This window comes from Acinetobacter kookii, assembly GCF_900096895.1.
GTDB lineage: Bacteria > Pseudomonadota > Gammaproteobacteria > Pseudomonadales > Moraxellaceae > Acinetobacter > Acinetobacter kookii.
Window position 1 is genome coordinate 272,121 of sequence record NZ_FMYO01000002.1, and the last position, 18,223, is coordinate 290,343.

The window sequence follows — 18,223 nt, forward strand, 5'->3', positions numbered from 1 at the left end:
TGACTGAGCTATATGAATATTATTAAACAAGCGACCTATCATCGCGACCAAGTCCAAGTTCAGTCCCGTGAATATCTTTTTCGTGGCTTCATTCAGGTTGAAAAAGTGAATCTCTGTCATCGCTTATTTAACCAGAGCGAATTCACTCCAGTCATGCAGCGCGAACTGATTCACCGACCCGAAGCCGCAGGTGTCCTGATTTATGATGATGCCCAGCAAAAATTTGCCCTGATTGAGCAATTCCGTGTCGGTGCGCTGGATGATCCAGAATCCCCCTGGCAATTGGAAATTATTGCCGGTGTTCTCGATGGCAATGAATCACCAGAGAACTGCTTACGCCGTGAAAGTCTAGAGGAATCGGGCTGCGAGATTGATCAGTTACAGCATTTATTCAGCTTTTATCCTTCAGCTGGGGCCTGCTCTGAACTGTTCCACTTATATAGTGCCCAGGCACATCTTCCGCAGCAAGGCGGAATCTTTGGCATGCCGGATGAAGGAGAAAACATTCAGCTGCATATCATTGATTATGATCAGATCACGATTTTACTGAGTAATGGCCGTTTAAAGAATGCACCGGTCATAATGGCCTTGCAATGGCTGCAACAACATATTAAAACAACAAGGAATGTCTAAGGAGCCAGACATGACTTTATCCAACAATAATCAAGACCAGCAAGACTGGACCATTATTCAAATTTCAGATACACACTTGATGAATCAGGAAGATTTAGAATTTGTGCACATGAATCCAGAACACAGCTTTCAATCGGTTATGCAGCAAATTCGACAGCAATATCCAAATGTCGATGCCATTATCAATACGGGTGACCTGGCTCAAGTCCCGGTTGCAGAAACCTATAGCCGTTATCTGTCTTTTATGCAGCGGCTAGGGATTCCGTTTTATCAGATTCCGGGTAATCATGACAATATTGATATCTTCCCGTTCTACCAAAATAAAGACGAAGCACAGGCCATTCATTTTGGCAGATGGAGCTTTGTGCTATTAAACAGTGCAGTACAAGACAGAATCGACGGCTGGATTAAACAAGAGCAACTGCAACAACTGGAGGTACTTTTAGCAAAACTGCAACAGCAATTCGTCATCGTGGCATGTCATCACCATCCTTTTGAAATGCGATCAACATGGATCGATCAGCACATCTTGAAAAATACTGAAAATTTAACCGATATTCTGGCCAAGCACAGCAATGTCAAAGCGGTTATTTTTGGTCATGTGCATCAGGATTCGTGCCATGAATGGCAGCACATCCAGTTTATTTCTACCCCATCCACCTGTATTCAGTTCAAACCCTTAAGTGAAGATTTTGCCCTGGATGATGAAGCTCCAGGTTTTCGTGTCCTGCATCTGAAAGCCAATGGTGAGCTTGAAACCCAAATTCACCGAGTTCTAACAGCACGACAACAAATTAATCGTGAAATTTCAGGTTATTAACTTTTCATTTTGTTTTTTTTCTATTACTTTATGCCTTCTAAAGGAAGCATGCTCGGTAGAATCCAAGCATCAAAGACTATCAAAAAGCACAAAAAGTCTATATGATGACGACCCTCGAAGGAAAATCTCCTTAGGGTTGGATAAAAACACTTGCATATCACCATATTTTTTGCGTATAGATAGTACGCATATGATGAGGAATGCCCTATATGGCGAATGACAACCAAAATCAAGTCTTGGACGAACAAACTGATGTTGTAGATGAAAAATCTACCAAACGCGTGCGTAAAACAAAGCCAAAAGCGTCAGAAAGTGGTTCTACTGCTAGCTTATTTGGTATTGCACCTTATCAGCCTAAAAAAAATGAAGAATACATGTCTGAAGGACAGCTTGAGCATTTCCGCCAGATCTTGATGGCATGGAAAGCAGAGTTGATGTCTGAAGTAGACCGCACCCTAAACACCATGCAAGACGAAAATACCGCATTGCCTGACGTGAATGACCGTGCCACACAAGAAGAAGAGTTTGCCATCGAACTCCGTACCCGTGACCGTGAACGCAAGCTGATCCGCAAGATTGAGCAATCTATCGAAGCGATTAAAAACGACGATTACGGTTTCTGTGAAACATGTGGTATTGAAATTGGCCTGCGTCGTCTTGAAGCACGTCCAACGGCTACCCTTTGTATTGACTGCAAAACCCTGGCAGAAATCAAAGAGAAGCAAAATAACGGTTAATACTGTGTTAAGTAATCCCTCCCTGACCCTCCCTTTAAGAAAGGGAGGGAAAGCAGAAGAGAATTACGTGGGTCGGTTTGCGCCATCGCCAACCGGCCCTTTGCATTTTGGTTCACTCATTACAGCGGTGGCCAGTTATTGCGATGCCCGTGCCCATCAGGGTCAATGGCTGGTGCGGATTGAAGATACCGACATTCCCCGGATTTACCCAGGTAGTGAAGAGCATATCCTGCGTTCAATCGATGCATTCCAGTTTGAGCCTGATGCCGAGATCATTTTCCAGAAAGACCGCCTCGATATTTATGAATATGTCATAGAACATCTGCATCAGCAAGGCTGGGTCTATGCCTGCCAGTGCACCCGTAAAATGCTCGGTTCCAATCATATCTACGCCGGAACCTGCCGCGATTTAAACCTGCCTTTCGAGCAGCAAGCCATTCGTCTGAAAGTATCAGATCAGACCATTTGTTTCACTGATCGCCTGCAAGGTACACACTGTTCCAATCTGCAATACGACCTGGGTGATTTTGTGTTGAAGCGCCGTGATGGCATTATCAATTACCAGCTGGCAGTGGTGGTCGATGATTATCTGCAAGGCATGACCCATGTGGTTCGCGGCGCAGATCTGCTGGATAATACCGAACGGCAAATCTGGCTCGGTTCGCTGCTGGGTTATCCGCAACTTGAATATATGCATCTGCCTTTAGCAATGAACGCTCAGGGACAAAAACTCTCTAAACAGAATCTGGCCCAAGCACTCGATCTGAAGCGTGCTCCCGAATTATTGCAGCAAGCCATTCGCGCCTTGCACCAGCCGGAAGTTGATTTAGACATACCGGAAAATATGCTGAAACAGGCCATTGCCCAGTGGAATACAGACTTCATTCCACATACAACTGAGCTACACGGCAGCTATTTATAAACCTCGGATTATCGTTAAGCTAAAAACACCTACACCAGTCATGGCAGAATCACGATGTTTTTTATATTTGGCATTGGCCCTAAAACCAAAGTGGTCGAGAAAAATCAGTTTTTATGTCCGGTATGCAGAACCAGAAGTGCCTATGAATTAAAACAGCAGCGTAATTATTTTTCTTTATTTTTTATCCCACTGATTCCCCTCTCAAAAGCCAAAGGAGAATTTGTGAAATGTTTACACTGTGGAACCGAAATGCCGAGCACAGTGTTAAACCATGCTCGGCCAGATTGATCGTCCGAATCAACGCTAGAAGCTTGACTCTTCTTTGCTTGGATTGGCTTTTTGTGTAGTGGCATCAATTTTCAAAATCAGGCTGATCATCACTGCACACATAATTAACGATGAACCGCCATAACTGATAAACGGCAAGGTCAAACCTTTGGTCGGCAACATGCCCATATTCATTCCGGCATTCACCAGAATTTGCAGCAGGAAGATGATACTGATGCCATAGGCCAGATAACCTGCACGCAAGTATTGATACTGCAAGGCACGATGTCCGATCTTGATACAGCACACCACCATCATGAAGGACAGGATCAATACGGTGCTGATGCCGAAAAAGCCGAATTCCTCACCCAGAATCGCCAGCATAAAGTCCGTATGCGCTTCAGGCAGATAAGACATTTTCTGGATACTATGACCCAGCCCTACCCCAGTCCATTCACCCCGGCCAAAAGCCATCAATGCATTGGAAAGCTGATAGCCAGTACCTAAGGGATCCGCCCAGGGATTGGTAAAAGACAAGGCACGCTGTAAACGGTAAGGCTCGAAAATAATCGCCGCAGCCAAAGCGCATACAATCGCGATCAGGAAGAAAATAAACTGGATCGGCGGTGCCCCCGCCAGGAAGAACACACCTAAAATCATCAGGACGATCACCGCAGTCGCACCCAGATCGGGCTCCAGCAGGATCAAGCCTACCGTGATGATCATCACGCCGACCAGTCGGTACAGGCCGGAAGCGCTGTTTCTCACTTCTTTCGCCCGTCGTACTACATAATCCGCAGTAAAGATGGCCATCATGACCTTGGCCACTTCGGAAGCCTGCAAGGTAAAGCCAGCCACCTTAATCCATCGGGTGGAGCCGTTGACCTCGGTACCGGCAACCAAGACCACTGCCAGCAGCAGAATGGTCATGATCCACAGCGGGAAGGTATTATTAAACCAGACATTCAGCGACACTTTATAAGCCAGAAATGCAGCTACGCCTGCCGCAAAAATGGAAATGCCGTGTCGAATTACAAAATGAAATGGATTTTCATGTAAGCGGTCGGCATAGGGCATCGATGCCGATGCCACCATGATGGAGCCAATACACAGCAAGGCAATTACACAGAAAATCAGTACATTACGTGGCGTTACTTCCGCAGGAATTTTCGATCCCCACTCATTGTAGACCTGATTAATTTTATTTATGGTCGTCTGAGCTAACCCAGCCATACAACTTTCCTTATCGTTCTTCTAAGCAAGTGTGTTCACACATTCAACAAACTGGTGTCCACGTTCACTATAACCCTTAAACATATCAAAACTTGCACATGCAGGTGACAATAACACCACATCATTGGCTTGGGTATGTTGTTGGCATAATTCCACCGCTTCTTTTAAAGATTCGGCATGAAGTAATGTCGTGGTGCCTTGAATGGCTGCTTCAATAATCGGACGATCTTCACCAATTAAAACCGCGACTTTGGCATATTTGCTTAAAGACTCGCGTAATGCAGTGAAATCCTGACCTTTACCCTGCCCACCCAGAATGATCGCGACTTTACCCTGTTTCGGCTCAATCGCTGCACCCAAACCATCAATGGCCGCCAGTGTTGCGCCAATATTGGTCCCTTTGGAGTCATTATAATAACGAACGCCATGTACTTCTTTGACAAATTCACAGCGGTGTTCCAAACCTTTAAAGGTTTTCAGCGTTTCCAGCATGCTGTCCAGCGGTAAACCAATCGCTTCACCCAAAGCCAGACATGCCAAGGCATTGGCTACGTTATGCGTCCCTTGAATGTACATGTCTGCACTTTTCAACAGGCGCTCACGGCCACGTGCCAACCACATCGTGCCATTATCTTCTTTCAATATGCCGTATTGATTTAAATCCGGTGCATTTAGGCCAAAGCTCTGCATGGGTGTCGTATCGGGAACCAGCGGACGAGTAAGTGAATCATCACGGTTAAACACGACTTTTTTCACGCCTTGGAAAATACGATGTTTTGCAGTGTGATAACCAAACATATCGCCATGACGATCAAGATGATCTTCACTCATGTTGAGTACCACGGCCACTTCCGCATTCAAATTCGAGGTGGTTTCCAACTGGAAGCTGGACAATTCCAGAATATACAGTTCAGGATCATCTTTGGTTAAATCCAGTGCCGGACGACCTAAATTACCGCCTACCGCCACTTTCTTGCCGGCATCTTTGGCCATTAGGCCAATCAGGGTCGTTACGGTACTTTTGGCATTTGAACCGGTAATCGCCACAATCGGTTTATCGGTGGCACGTCGCAAAATCTGAATTTCACTGACCACCGGAATACCTTGGGCAATCGCCGCCTGAATTTCCGGAATCTTTGGATCAAGCCCCGGACTGATCACAATTTCTTCTGCTTGCAATAAGAGCTCTTGATCAAGCTGACCAAAACTGGTCTGAACATCGGCAGGAATCTGCTCATGCCCGGGAGGTGTCTTTCGAGAATCTGTTACTGCAACGCGGTAGCTATGTTCATGTAAGAAATTGACTGCAGCAACACCTGAAATTCCGAGTCCTGCAACAACTTTTAATCCACCACGCTGTATTAACATTTTTGCCCCATTTTATGGTCTGTTTTTAAAACTGACAAAATGTTAGCACTTTGCTGTTTTGAATGCTTTTTCTGTTTTGACTTTATCTCGGCTTTTTTGTGTCAGCGCGTAAAAAAACCGTCATAAAAATGACGGTTTTGCAAAATTCTTATTGAACAGGGAAATATAACTTGAAAGTTATTTCCATTTTACTGCCTGGACTTCAGGTTTTTTCGGAACCTGTTCTTCATTTGCAGCACAGCCACAGCTCCCTCCGCAACCTGAAACCATCGCCGGCTTTAACCACTTCGCCAACGCTGTCCAGCCTTGCTTTGCACAGTACTGGGACAGTGCCGTGAAGACCGAGTTTGATGTTCGGGAAAAAACTTTCTTGAACACCACGACAGCACTCCAAAGGACCAAAGCAGCCACTATCAGAATTTCAATCATTTCAGTCTCCTTTCACAGCCTTAAATAAGCTTATCCAAAGTAATGTGAAGCAATTTGATAGGTCAGGAATGACATCAGATATGCCAGACCAAACAGGTAAAGAGTCATAAAAGACATGGTTTTCCACGACCCTGTTTCACGGCGTACCGTGGCCAGCGTCGCCAAACAATGCGGCGCATAGATAAACCAGACCAGCAGGGACAAACCGGTCGCCAATGACCAGCCCAGTTCACCTGTACTACCAATAATAGAGGCCAGACCCTGTGACATGGCATCCTCATCTACCGCAGAAAGTGCATATACGGTACCCAGTGCAGCCACCACCACTTCACGAGCCGCCATCGCCGGAATTAAAGCAATGCAGATTTGCCAGTTAAAGCCCAGTGGGGCAAAAATTGGCTGCATCAAATGTCCCAGCATCCCTGCAAAGGAATAGTCAATTGCCGGGGCAGTCGCACCTTCCGGAGCTTGCGGGAAGGTACACAGAAACCACAGTAAAATAGACAGGGCAAAGATGATGCCACCGACACGTTTCAGGAAGATCTTGGCGCGATCCAGCAAGCCAATCCAGACGCTTCTGATATCGGGGAAACGGTAGCTTGGCAATTCCATTAACAACATATGCTGTGATTTGTCTTTCTGGAAAAATTTCAGCACGGTTGCCACAACCAAGGCACTGACAATCCCGGCCATATATAGGCCAAACAGCACCAAACCTTGTAAATTGAATATGCCCCAGACCATTTTTTCAGGGATAAAAGCCGCAATCAGCAAGGCATACACCGGCAAACGGGCCGAACAGGTCATCAGCGGTGCCACAAAAATCGTGGTTAAACGGTCACGCGGATCACTGATGCTGCGGGTGGCCATAATGCCCGGCACCGCGCAGGCAAAGCTGGACAGTAATGGAATAAAAGCACGACCTGACAGACCGGCTTTAAACATCAGCTTATCCAGCAAAAATGCTGCACGTGGCAGGTAACCCGATTCTTCCAGCACCAAAATGAAAAAGAACAGGATTAAAATCTGCGGCAGAAACACCACAACACCACCGGCACCGGCAATGATTCCATCCACCACCAGACTATTTAGCAATGGATGAGCTATATACTCACCCACGGTCTCTCCCAACCATCCGAAGGCTGCTTCAATACCATCCATAAAGGGGGCTGCCCAGGCAAATACCGCCTGGAACACAACAAACATCATCAAGGCCAGACTGACCAGACCTAAAACAGGATGCAAAAATATTTTATCGAGGAAATCTGAACGTTTATCTTCCTGCTCTACCGAATGCACTACATCATGCAAAATGGTTTCAATCTTATGATGGCTGCTGCCGCTTAAACCGCTGAGTTCGGTATGTGGCGTTGAATATTTACCTTGATCCAGCGCATTCATCAGGTTTTCAATGCCTGCATTACGGACGGCCACGGTTTCCACGACTGGAATGCCAAGACGCTCTGACAATTTCTGGGTATTAATTTGCATACCACGACGGCGCGCTTCGTCCATCATGTTCAATACCAGTAAAATCGGACGGCCCAGCTCAATCATTTCCAGAACCAGACCCAGATGCAGTTTCAGGTTAGTCGCATCGACCACACACAGGAATGCATCTTGCTGGCCTTCTTCTGCAATTTTGCCTTGTACCACATCGCGGGTAATCGCTTCATCCGGACTGGTTGCATCCAGACTATAAGTTCCCGGCAAATCCAGCACGCGTACAGCTCGCGCTGAAGGTAAAGTAAACTGACCCACTTTACGTTCAACCGTGACCCCGGCATAGTTGGCTACTTTTTGTCTTGTTCCGGTTAAATGGTTGAATAATGATGTTTTACCACAGTTAGGGTTACCTACAAGGGCAATACGTAGCGCATCACTCATGCAGTGATCCCCTCTTCAATTTCAATCTTTTCAGCTTCAACTTTGCGCAGTGCGAAACGGGTAAATCCCACCTGAATCAGGATAGGATCACCCCCAAAAATACCTTTGGTAATGACCTGAACTTTTGTTCCCGGTACAAAACCTAAAGTTTCTAAACGACTCGCCACTAGATCAGTCTGAGCTGTATCATCATCCAAAGTACGATTCACTTTGCGAATGATGGCCGTTTGTTTCACTTTCAAATCAGATAATCGCACCGCATCTAATCCTAAAATATTTGCTACAGTATACAAACAAATGAGAATAATTACCAAGTAAGGTTTATTCCAATTCTCATCTTGTGTGCCGTGTTCGACATTGCAAAAAAATTGGTCTACATTGATGCAGGCCAAGAAAAACTTGGATTTTTCATTCAATGTAGAAGTGACATGCTCAATAAAAAGCCGCGTATTCCTGCACCCGTCAACATTCCGGAACATTTAAGTTTTTTACAGGGCTTTCGGGATTACTTAATTGCCCAAACTGTCAGTCCGCATACTCGCAATGCTTATCTGTCTGATTTAATTCAATGTAGTGAATGCAAGGTAATCTCGATGCAGGACTGGAACAGTGATGACATCGCCGATGTGTTACTGAGCCTGACCAAACAGGGCAAAAGCCCGCGCTCGATTGCCCGCTCGCTGTCTGCACTGCGCTCCTTTTATAAATTTTTGCGTGAACAGAAATTACGTAGCGATAATCCGGTCACGACCCATAAAACCCCTAAAATTGGTCGGGCCTTGCCTAAAGATTTATCTGAAGCCGATGTTGAAGCCCTGATTAACGCACCCGACATTAATACGGCACTGGGCTTACGTGACCGGGCGATGTTTGAAGTGCTGTATGCCTGCGGGCTGCGGGTATCTGAATTACTGAATTTAAGACTGGAACTGATTAATTTAAAACAGGGTTATTTGCGTATTGTAGGCAAAGGCAATAAGGAACGTCTGGTGCCTTTGGGACAGGTCGCTTGCGAATGGATTGAAAAGTATCTGCATGAAGCACGTGCCAGCCTTTATAAGTCCGCCACCGACTATGTGTTTTTAACCCAGCATGGCGGCATCATGAGCCGGCAAAATTTCTGGTACGCCATTAAGCGCTATGCACTGCAAGCCGGAATTCAGGCCGAACTTTCGCCGCATACCTTGCGTCATGCTTTTGCCACCCATTTGCTCAATCATGGTGCCGACTTGCGTGTGGTCCAGATGCTGCTTGGGCATAGTGATCTGTCCACCACGCAAATTTATACCCACGTGGCTCAGGTTCGCATGCAACAGTTACATGCCACTTATCACCCACGCGCTTAACGGCAGCAAATATCAGACCAAGAAATTTTATCGCAGGCATTTTTTTTTGTTATGCTTACTCACCTGTTTTTTATACCTACAAGAAAGGGTTGTTTATGTTATTTACCCGTTCAAAAATTTTTCTCGCATGTACACTTGCTGCAGGCTTGGGATTAACGGCCTGCTCCAATTCGAATAATGATGAAAAAAAACAAAGTACTTTAACCGCTAGTGCACCTGCAACCGGGGAAGCATCCAACCTTTCAGAACGCAATGCGCAGCAGAGGCTGATCAATACGCTGCAGCAGCACTTCAAGAAAGCCAATATCAATGCCAAAATTTTAAACATTAAGGCGACCGAGGTTCCCAATCTGTATTGGGTCAACCTGGAAGGCATGTCCTCTGTCTATGCCACTGCCGATGGCAAATACATTATTCAGGGTGACGTGCTGCGTCTAGGCGACAGTAAAATTCACAATGTCAGTGAAAGCCTGCAATCCGAAGCCAATAAAAAGCTGCTGGCCAACTTAAAAGCCGAAGACTTGCTGATTTATAAAGCGCAAGGTAAAACCAAACATGTCGTGTATGTGTTTACCGATGTCAGCTGTCCGTATTGCCATAAACTGCATGAGCATATGAGCGAAATTAATGCCAAGGGCATCGAAGTACGCTATATCGCCTGGCCACGTGGTGAGCAGTTCATGCCAGCCATGGAAAGCGTGTGGTGTAGTGAAGACCGTCAGGCGGCTTTTGACCAGGCCATTGCCGGTACACCGCTTGCTCCAGCGACCTGTAAGAATCCGGTCAGAGATCAATATCAGCTGGGGCTGAATATGGGCGTCAATGGCACTCCTGCGATTTATAATAGCGAGGGTGTTTATCTGGGTGGATATCTATCGCCTGAAGAATTGGTAGAGCGTTTAAATAACTAATTTTTATAAGTTCGTTTACTAAATTTAATAGGTAGAGATAAAGTGATTTCTACCCTAGAGTCTGGCCGTTTTTTTAGCTATGATCTAGATTCGCTTAAAGTTGAATACATATTTGGAGTGTGACGTGAAACCAGTTCGTCTGGCAATCCTCGGTCTAGGTACTGTGGGTGGTGGTGCCCTTAAACTACTAAAAGAAAATGCTGCTGAGATTAAACGTCGCACCGGTCGTGAAATTGAGATTACCCATGTCGGTACTCGTCGCCCTCGTCCTGATCTGGATTTGCCTGCTTCAGCGAAGCAAAGTGCTGATCTGCTCGATATCGTTCGTCAACCGGATGTCGATGTTGTGGTAGAAGTCATGGGCGGCATTCACCCTGCTTATGAAGTCATCATGGAAGCGATGAAACACGGCAAGCACATTGTGACGGCCAACAAGGCCCTGCTTGCTGAACATGGCAATGAGCTGTTTAAAGCAGCTGAAGACCATGCCGTGCAAATTGCCTATGAAGCAGCCGTTGCCGGCGGTATTCCAATTATTAAAGTGATTCGTGAAGGCTTGGCGGCCAACAAGATTGACTGGCTGGCTGGCATTATTAATGGTACAGGCAACTTCATTTTAAGTGAAATGCGTGAAAAAGGTCGTGCTTTTGCAGACGTGCTGAAAGAAGCACAGGAACTGGGTTATGCTGAAGCCGATCCAACCTTTGACGTGGAAGGCATTGATGCCGCACATAAACTGACCATTCTGGCTTCATGTGCTTTTGGTATTCCGCTACAGTTCGACAAGGTCTTCACTGAAGGCATCAGCAAAGTGACTGCTCAAGATGTAAAATATGCAGAAGACTTGGGCTTCCGTATCAAACATTTGGGTATTGCAAGACGCACCGATACCGGGATTGAATTACGTGTCCACCCGACCCTGATTCCGGAAGACCAATTGATTGCTAATGTTAATGGCGTGAAAAATGCTGTGCTGGTTCAAGCCAATGCAGTCGGCCCAACACTGTATTACGGTGCGGGTGCAGGTGCAGGACCAACAGCTTCTGCTGTGGTCGCTGATGTGGTCGATATTGTCCGTGACATCATCTATACAGAAGATGGTGCCGGCACCATTCCACAGCTTGCGTTTGAAGCCCTGACCGATTTACCCATTCTGCCACGTGAAGAAATGACCACGGGCTATTACATCCGCATTAATGCCGAAGATCAAACCGGCGTTCTGGCCGATGTCACCACCATTTTAAGCCGTGCCGGCATTAGCATTGACGCGATCATGCAGCAGCCGCGCTTAAAAGACCTTATTCCTATCGTGATTCTGACTGATCCAGTCAAGGAATCAAAAATGGATGAAGCCCTTCAGCAAATTCAAGCATTGCCCGTCATTCATGGCGAAATTGTACGAATTCGTTTAGAATCGCTTGATAATTAATCGGGTCGAGGGGAGTATTTCAACTCCTCTCGCCAAGCTCTACACACAATTGGAACATCATCATGTCTAATGCCAATCGTTATACTGGTTTAGTTGACCGCTATCGCGACCGTTTACCAGTGTCTGCAACAACTCGCGCAATCTCTTTAGGCGAAGGCAACACGCCACTGATCAAGCTTGAGAATATTCCTCGCATTATTGGCAAAAATGTTGAAATTTATGTGAAGTACGAGGGCTTAAACCCGACTGGTTCATTTAAAGACCGTGGTATGACCATGGCGGTAACGAAAGCGGTTGAAGAAGGCTCTAAAGCCATTATCTGCGCGTCTACGGGTAACACTTCTGCGGCTGCAGCTGCTTATGCTGCACGTGCAGGCATCAAGGCGTTCGTACTTATTCCTGAAGGCAAAATTGCCATGGGTAAAATGGCACAAGCGATGATGTACGGTGCAGTCACCATGCAAATCCGCGGTAACTTCGATGACGGTATGCGTCTGGTTAAAGAAGTTGCTGACCAAGCGCCTGTGACCATCGTGAACTCCATCAACCCTTACCGTTTGCAAGGTCAAAAAACCATTGCTTATGAAATCGTGGATGAGTTAGGCCGTGCGCCTGATTATCACTGCTTGCCTGTGGGTAACGCAGGTAACATCACTGCACACTGGATGGGTTATACCGAAGCGGTTGCCAACCAGCCTAAAGAGCAGTTTGAGCAAGTGGTTTATGATGCTGAAACTGATCAGTTCACCGGCCCTAAACCTGAAGGCTTGCCAACCATGGTCGGTTACCAGGCATCTGGCGCTGCGCCGTTCCTGCGTGGTGCACCGGTTGAAAACCCTGAAACAGTGGCAACTGCTATTCGTATTGGTAACCCGCAAAGCTGGAACCATGCCAAAGCAGTGGTACGTGATTCAAATGGCTGGTTCGATGAACTTCAAGATGCTGAAATTCTGGAAGCGCAGCGCATACTTTCGATGTACGAAGGTGTATTCGTAGAACCTGCTTCTGCAGCGTCTATCGGTGGTGCGATTCGTGACATTAAAGCAGGTAAAATTGCTGAAGGTTCTGTCATTGTATGTACAGTAACCGGTAATGGTTTGAAAGACCCTGACACTGCCATCAAACAGTGCCAAGATGCTGTAATGCTGTCTATCGATGCCACCATGGATCAAGTTAAAGACTCTATTCTTTCTAATATGTAATGCATATTTAGACAGAATAAAAAAACCCTGCAATTGCAGGGTTTTTTTATTTAGAAGCATTCAAACGTTGAGTAGATTTGAAAACTTCCCCAAATTCAGCTTTAAATACGCTTGGGTAACTGGCTGACCCAGGTCATTAAACGGGTTGCATCATTGGTACGTGCCGCAGAAGAATCTGCTCCAAGAAGTACAACCACCGCTGGACGGTTATTTAAAGTGGTATGCATTGCGACACAACGTCCTGCTTCATTGATATAACCGGTTTTTGAAATATTGATATTCCAGCCACCATTACGCACTAAGGCATTGGTATTATTCGATTTCAATACCCGGTAACCGAGGTTAAAGTCATAGCTTGGAGTGGTCGAGAACTGACGAATTAGACCGTATTGCGATGCCGTATTGACCAGAATACCGAGGTCACGCGCTGAAGATACATTACCTGGATGTAAACCAGTTGACTCTAGATAATGAGTGGAATGCATACCTAAGGCTTTAGCTTTGGCATTCATTGCAGAAATAAAAGCTGCACGGCCACCCGGGAAAGTGCGTGCCAATGCAGAAGCAGCAGGATTCTCAGACTTCATCAATGCAAATAACAGCGCCTCGGCTCGATTCATGCTGTCACCAGCACGCAGCGTCGAGCTTGAACTCTTGCAACCTGAACAAGAAAAGTCCGTCTGTTGTAAAGTAATTTTCTCGGACATGTTTAAACGGGCATCTGCAATCACAACAGCAGTCATGAGCTTGGTCAGGGAAGCAATCGGAAAGGCAGTATTACTGTTTTTACTGTATAAAACCTCGCCTGTCTGGCCATCCATTACCAAAGCAGCACGGGCATTTATAGAAGGCTGATTGCCATAATTGGAATTGTTTAAAACCTGTACCGTTTTAGGTGCAGAATGAGTGACCCCAGCATTGGAACTACGGACAGAAGTCGTGACTTTTGTTGAACCTTGCGGAGAGACTTCTTCAGCCGAAGCATCACCGTTTAATAATTGACTCACATCTTCAGAGGACCAGTTCAACGTCGCTTGTCCCGTCCCTTTAGAAGTGTCCATCACCAGCTCTGCAAAACTGGTTGAACTCATGCTTAGCAGCATTGACATGCCTAGCACATGCATTAAAAACTTTTTCGAATTTTTCACGGTGATTTACTCAACTCAAGGAGGCAATATACGTTTGTATATTTCCTCAAAAATGCTTACATTTAGACACAAAGACCAACACTTTTAGTTGCTCACAACATTGTGTATAACATTTAATTGAAACATATAGAATAGGATTGCTAATTTTGTCATTTCATTGCAAGCTTATTTTGCTTTATGTAACAAAAAAATGCTTTTTTTGGATATGAGGGAGAACCCGGTGATCACAGTTTTAGTGGTAGATGACCATGAATTGGTACGTACTGGAATTTGCCGTATGCTCGAAGATCATGCGGATGTTCAAGTGATTGGTCAGGCTGAATCTGGTGAAGAAGCGATTAACTTGGTTCGTCATCATCATCCTAATGTCGTTTTGCTTGATGTCAACATGCCGGGAATTGGCGGGGTGGAAACAACCCGACGGCTATTGCAAACAGCACCTGAAACCAAAGTACTGGCCGTCAGTGGCCTGGCGGAAGAACCCTATCCTTCATTATTACTGAAAGCCGGGGCTAAAGGCTATATCACCAAAGGAGCGCCAGTCTCTGAAATGGTTCGTGCCATCAACAAGGTCATGCAGGGTGGAAAATATTTCAGCGCGGACATTGCTGAACAACTAGCCAGTTCCTATCTGTCCGACACCCAGCAGTCTCCTTTCGATGCCTTGTCGGAACGTGAAATGCAGGTCGCGATGATGGTGGTGAATTGTATTAGTGCCCAGGAAATTGCCGATAAACTTTTTGTCAGTGTCAAAACGGTAAACACTTACCGTTACCGCATCTTCGAAAAGCTGAATCTGGATAGTGATGTCAAATTGACCCATCTGGCTATCCGTTATGGACTGATTAAACCTTGATGCCCTTAGGCTTGCTAGAAGACCTGCATGACGCAACCGACCCAGACCTTTGAGTTTAACCAATATCATTTAGGCATTTGGTATAGTACTTATAGACTCATTATTGCGACCAGTCTTCTGCTGATTTTTTTGTTAACTTATCAGCGTTTAAATACCGATTATCACTATCCACAGCTTTATCTTTACGCCCTGATAGGTTACGTATCAATCAGCTGTATCCAGTTAATCACGCTGAAAAGCATACGTTTAAAAATTACTCAGCAACTCCCCCTGTTATTTGTTGTCGATGTTATTGCTTTAAGCTTGCTCACCCTGGCGGTAGACGGCCCGAACCTGCAATTGAGTTTGCTGTTTGTGATTACTATCTTCGCAGCCTCGTTATTACTCAACGCCAAAAAGGCCTTGATTATTACCTTGATTGCCGTGATCAGCGTGATTTATCAGCTTTTTATAGGTAGTATTTTTGATTTTTCTTCACTGAATAATATTGGCAATAGTGCAGTATTGGCCTTTCTGTTTTTAGTGGTGTATGGCAGTGGGCAAATTGCAGTAAAACGCTTTCAAATCCTTGAAAATTTAAATTTTTCCCAATCGCTAGAATTAAATCGACTGCAAAACCTGAATCGCTATATTCTGGAACAGATCGAACTCGGCTATCTGGTTTTAGATGAAAACTGCCATATTGTGCTGAGCAACCCTGCTGCCTGTCTGCTTTTAGGCATTCCTCCACTGTATGCCTATGACAAATATCCCTTATATAAGGCACAGCCCGATTTATTTGAATTACTTAAATTTGATCAATTGCAGGACGGAGAAAAATTTCAGTTTGAATCGCAGCTCAGCCATTATCATATGCATATTGAAGTGCAAAAGCTTATGGTGCCACAACAAACCCTGACGCTACTGGTATTGCAGGATGCCACCAAGCTCAATCAACGTGTCCAACAATTAAAACTTGCGGCACTCGGGCAACTGTCCGCCAGTATTGCTCATGAAATTCGCAATCCTCTAGCTGCCATTGTACAAGCCAATGAACTTTTGAGTGATAGCGACCCGCATCAGCAGGCAACCTTAAGCCGGATGATTTCGAAACAGACACAGCGGATTGACCGGATTATACAAGACACCCTGAATATGGTGCGCAATAAAGAAACCCATCCCTCAACCATTGAGCTGAAACAGTTTATTCCCTTACTCATTCAGGAAGATTTGGCTGATATTGCGACCCAAATTAAATATACTGTTCACAGTAATATTTTTGTTCATTTTGACGAGGCACAACTTCGTCAAGTGCTGATTAACCTGATTCGCAATGCCATTCGACACAATTCCCCAGAACATTCACATATCGAATTGAATGTTAACTTACATGAAGCCAATGTGCGCATTGATGTTCGTGATTTTGGGGCGGGCGTTGCTTCCAAGGACTTGGCTAATTTGTTTCAACCTTTTTTTAGTACCGAAATCACGGGAACTGGTTTAGGATTATACTTATCACATAGTTTTTGCGAAGCCAACCAGGCAAAACTGAACTATGTAAAACAAGAACAGGGAGCATGCTTTCGAATAGAATGCCTGCGAGTCGCTTTATAAATGAAAATTGCTGGGGTGTATTGTGGAACAACAACCACTTGTTTTATTGGTGGATGATGAGGAAGACTTGTGTACCCTCATGCAAATGTCTTTATCCCGGATCGGGATTAAAACCCATATCGCCTATCGTCTTGAACAGGCCAAAAAATTCTTGTCTGAATACCGCTATGATGCCTGTTTAACCGATTTAAATTTACCGGACGGCAATGGCCTGCAACTGGTGGAATGGATTAACCAACATTATCCATCCATACCCGTGGCGGTACTGACCGCATATGGCAATATGGAAATTGCCATCGCAGCACTTAAAGCGGGTGCCTTCGATTTTGTTAGCAAACCCGTGAATCAGAAGCATCTGGAACAGCTCCTGCAAAAGGCTTTCAACAAACCACAAGAACTGTTACAGATCAAGGAAGATAGTCTGGAGCAAAAATTGCTGGTCGGACAATCCCTGCCGATTCAACAGTTACGGGTGACCTTAAATAAAATTGCCCGCTCTCAGGCACCCGTCTTTATTACCGGTGAATCCGGAACGGGAAAAGAAGTCATTGCCAATCTGGTGCATCGCCTCAGTAACCGCAATGAAGGCCCTTTTATTGCCATTAACTGCGGAGCCATCCCGACTGAATTAATGGAAAGTGAACTGTTTGGGCATAAAAAAGGCAGCTTTACCGGCGCCACTCAGGACAAACAGGGTCTGATTCAATCTGCCCACGGCGGCAGTTTGTTTCTGGATGAAATTGCTGAACTGCCTTTAAGTATGCAGGTTAAACTGCTGCGTGCCGTACAGGAAAAACGCATTCGTCCAGTCGGTTCAGACTGTGAAATTGATGTCGATTTCCGCGTGATTAGTGCCAGCCATCAGGATCTGGAAGCCCTGGTTCAGCAAGGTCGCTTTAGACAGGACTTGTTCTTCCGCATTCATGTCATGGATCTGGTCTTGCCTCCACTGCGTGAACGCGGTGACGATATCATTTTATTGGCCCATCACTTTATTCAGAAAATTTCTCAGGAATGGGCTATTCCTCAAAAACAGCTGACTGATCGTGCGAAAAGCTTTTTACTGAGTCAATATTATCCCGGCAATGTGCGTGAACTGCGCAATATCATTGAACGCGCGATTACCTTAAGCGATGATGAAATCATCGACTTGCAACACTTGCAAAGCGCACCTTTACGCTATCCTACTGCGGCAGCATCAGAGGTAACGGAAGACCAGCACAGCTTGCGTAGTGACATCCTGATATCTTCCAAGAAATTGCCTGATGAAGGTCTGGAGCTTTATCTGGAAAATATTGAAAAAGATATTTTACTCAATGCACTGAATTTAACCCATTGGAACAGGACCCTGGCGGCCAAGAAACTGGGCATGTCTTTCCGTTCCTTGCGTTATCGTCTGAAGAAATTTGGTTTAGATACCGACGAGGACTAGGCTATTTTTA

General features: G+C 45.4%; 18 protein-coding genes. 12 read left to right on the forward strand and 6 right to left on the reverse strand.

All coding sequences use genetic code 11. The features are described 5' to 3' along the window. Nucleotides 1-12: 12 nt before the first annotated feature. From BLP85_RS05885 to BLP85_RS05905, 5 genes are all read left to right on the forward strand, one after another. Complete coding sequence (locus tag BLP85_RS05885) at nt 13-633, forward strand: NUDIX domain-containing protein (protein WP_092819191.1); 621 nt, start codon at nt 13-15, stop codon at nt 631-633. 10 nt (nt 634-643) lie between these two features. Next, nucleotides 644-1,453, forward strand: a complete 810-nt coding sequence (gene cpdA / locus BLP85_RS05890) for a 3',5'-cyclic-AMP phosphodiesterase (RefSeq protein ID WP_092819192.1) — start codon at nt 644-646, stop codon at nt 1,451-1,453. A gap of 209 nt (nt 1,454-1,662) precedes the next feature. Continuing rightward, a complete protein-coding gene (dksA, locus tag BLP85_RS05895; protein ID WP_092819193.1) occupies nt 1,663-2,190 on the forward strand; it encodes an RNA polymerase-binding protein DksA in 528 nt (175 codons plus the stop codon). A gap of 4 nt (nt 2,191-2,194) precedes the next feature. Then, nucleotides 2,195-3,112, forward strand: a complete 918-nt coding sequence (gene gluQRS / locus BLP85_RS05900; RefSeq protein WP_092819194.1) for a tRNA glutamyl-Q(34) synthetase GluQRS — start codon at nt 2,195-2,197, stop codon at nt 3,110-3,112. 54 nt (nt 3,113-3,166) lie between these two features. Next, the gene (locus BLP85_RS05905; protein WP_092819195.1) at nt 3,167-3,400 is read left to right on the forward strand and encodes a zinc-ribbon domain-containing protein; all 234 of its coding nucleotides are present in this window, start codon (nt 3,167-3,169) and stop codon (nt 3,398-3,400) included. Between the two features lie 15 nt (nt 3,401-3,415). Here BLP85_RS05905 and ftsW read toward each other — a convergent pair whose 3' ends face one another. The 5 genes from ftsW to BLP85_RS05930 form a co-directional block, all read right to left on the reverse strand. Next, entirely contained in the window at nt 3,416-4,612 is a 1,197-nt protein-coding gene (gene ftsW, locus BLP85_RS05910) for a putative lipid II flippase FtsW (protein WP_092819196.1), read from the reverse strand. A 21-nt stretch (nt 4,613-4,633) separates the two neighbouring features. Then, nucleotides 4,634-5,980, reverse strand: a complete 1,347-nt coding sequence (murD, locus tag BLP85_RS05915; RefSeq protein ID WP_092819197.1) for a UDP-N-acetylmuramoyl-L-alanine--D-glutamate ligase — start codon at nt 5,978-5,980, stop codon at nt 4,634-4,636. A 177-nt stretch (nt 5,981-6,157) separates the two neighbouring features. Beyond that, nucleotides 6,158-6,409 carry a DUF6587 family protein gene (locus tag BLP85_RS05920; RefSeq protein WP_092819198.1) on the reverse strand — a complete coding sequence of 84 codons (252 nt, stop codon included), beginning with the start codon at nt 6,407-6,409 and terminating at the stop codon, nt 6,158-6,160. 30 nt (nt 6,410-6,439) lie between these two features. After that, a complete protein-coding gene (gene feoB / locus BLP85_RS05925; protein ID WP_092819199.1) occupies nt 6,440-8,296 on the reverse strand; it encodes a ferrous iron transporter B in 1,857 nt (618 codons plus the stop codon). After that, nucleotides 8,293-8,553 carry a FeoA family protein gene (locus BLP85_RS05930; protein WP_092819248.1) on the reverse strand — a complete coding sequence of 87 codons (261 nt, stop codon included), beginning with the start codon at nt 8,551-8,553 and terminating at the stop codon, nt 8,293-8,295. The genes feoB and BLP85_RS05930 overlap by 4 nt, the downstream gene beginning before the upstream one ends. 171 nt (nt 8,554-8,724) lie before the next feature. Between BLP85_RS05930 and xerD the strand changes: the two genes are divergently transcribed. The 4 genes from xerD to thrC all read left to right on the forward strand — a co-directional run bounded on the left by xerD (nt 8,725) and on the right by thrC (nt 13,184). Continuing rightward, on the forward strand, nt 8,725-9,642 hold the full coding sequence (gene xerD / locus BLP85_RS05935; protein ID WP_092819200.1) for a site-specific tyrosine recombinase XerD: 918 nt from the start codon (nt 8,725-8,727) through the stop codon (nt 9,640-9,642). 95 nt (nt 9,643-9,737) lie between these two features. Then, nucleotides 9,738-10,553, forward strand: a complete 816-nt coding sequence (locus BLP85_RS05940) for a DsbC family protein (protein WP_092819201.1) — start codon at nt 9,738-9,740, stop codon at nt 10,551-10,553. Between the two features lie 124 nt (nt 10,554-10,677). Further along, complete coding sequence (locus tag BLP85_RS05945) at nt 10,678-11,982, forward strand: homoserine dehydrogenase (protein WP_092819202.1); 1,305 nt, start codon at nt 10,678-10,680, stop codon at nt 11,980-11,982. 62 nt (nt 11,983-12,044) lie between these two features. Then, entirely contained in the window at nt 12,045-13,184 is a 1,140-nt protein-coding gene (gene thrC, locus BLP85_RS05950) for a threonine synthase (RefSeq protein WP_092819203.1), read from the forward strand. Between the two features lie 101 nt (nt 13,185-13,285). Here the strand turns inward: thrC and BLP85_RS05955 are convergent, their stop codons facing one another. After that, nucleotides 13,286-14,332 (reverse strand): serine hydrolase, encoded by a 1,047-nt coding sequence (locus tag BLP85_RS05955; protein ID WP_131272983.1) that lies wholly within the window; start codon nt 14,330-14,332, stop codon nt 13,286-13,288. Nucleotides 14,333-14,552: 220 nt separating this feature from the next. On the opposite strand from BLP85_RS05955, the gene gacA reads away from it, so the two are divergent. From gacA to BLP85_RS05970, 3 genes are read left to right on the forward strand one after another with little or no spacing between them, the layout of a single operon-like run. Further along, entirely contained in the window at nt 14,553-15,188 is a 636-nt protein-coding gene (gene gacA, locus BLP85_RS05960; RefSeq protein WP_092819249.1) for a response regulator transcription factor GacA, read from the forward strand. 27 nt (nt 15,189-15,215) lie between these two features. After that, the gene (locus BLP85_RS05965) at nt 15,216-16,781 is read left to right on the forward strand and encodes a sensor histidine kinase (protein ID WP_092819205.1); all 1,566 of its coding nucleotides are present in this window, start codon (nt 15,216-15,218) and stop codon (nt 16,779-16,781) included. A 19-nt stretch (nt 16,782-16,800) separates the two neighbouring features. Next, on the forward strand, nt 16,801-18,213 hold the full coding sequence (locus BLP85_RS05970) for a sigma-54-dependent transcriptional regulator (protein WP_165493266.1): 1,413 nt from the start codon (nt 16,801-16,803) through the stop codon (nt 18,211-18,213). Nucleotides 18,214-18,223 lie beyond the last annotated feature (10 nt).

Excerpts from the sequence above, each read along its gene's own strand:
- BLP85_RS05940 (WP_092819201.1), top strand. The coding sequence starts at position 9,738 with ATGTTATTTACCCGTTCAAAAATTTTTCTCGCATGTACACTTGCTGCA.
- BLP85_RS05920 (WP_092819198.1), bottom strand. The coding sequence starts at position 6,409 with ATGATTGAAATTCTGATAGTGGCTGCTTTGGTCCTTTGGAGTGCTGTC.
- xerD (WP_092819200.1), top strand. The coding sequence starts at position 8,725 with ATGCTCAATAAAAAGCCGCGTATTCCTGCACCCGTCAACATTCCGGAA.
- BLP85_RS05965 (WP_092819205.1), top strand. The coding sequence starts at position 15,216 with ATGACGCAACCGACCCAGACCTTTGAGTTTAACCAATATCATTTAGGC.
- BLP85_RS05905 (WP_092819195.1), top strand. The coding sequence starts at position 3,167 with ATGTTTTTTATATTTGGCATTGGCCCTAAAACCAAAGTGGTCGAGAAA.
- BLP85_RS05885 (WP_092819191.1), top strand. The coding sequence starts at position 13 with ATGAATATTATTAAACAAGCGACCTATCATCGCGACCAAGTCCAAGTT.
- ftsW (WP_092819196.1), bottom strand. The coding sequence starts at position 4,612 with ATGGCTGGGTTAGCTCAGACGACCATAAATAAAATTAATCAGGTCTAC.
- cpdA (WP_092819192.1), top strand. The coding sequence starts at position 644 with ATGACTTTATCCAACAATAATCAAGACCAGCAAGACTGGACCATTATT.
- thrC (WP_092819203.1), top strand. The coding sequence starts at position 12,045 with ATGTCTAATGCCAATCGTTATACTGGTTTAGTTGACCGCTATCGCGAC.
- feoB (WP_092819199.1), bottom strand. The coding sequence starts at position 8,296 with ATGAGTGATGCGCTACGTATTGCCCTTGTAGGTAACCCTAACTGTGGT.
- murD (WP_092819197.1), bottom strand. The coding sequence starts at position 5,980 with ATGTTAATACAGCGTGGTGGATTAAAAGTTGTTGCAGGACTCGGAATT.
- dksA (WP_092819193.1), top strand. The coding sequence starts at position 1,663 with ATGGCGAATGACAACCAAAATCAAGTCTTGGACGAACAAACTGATGTT.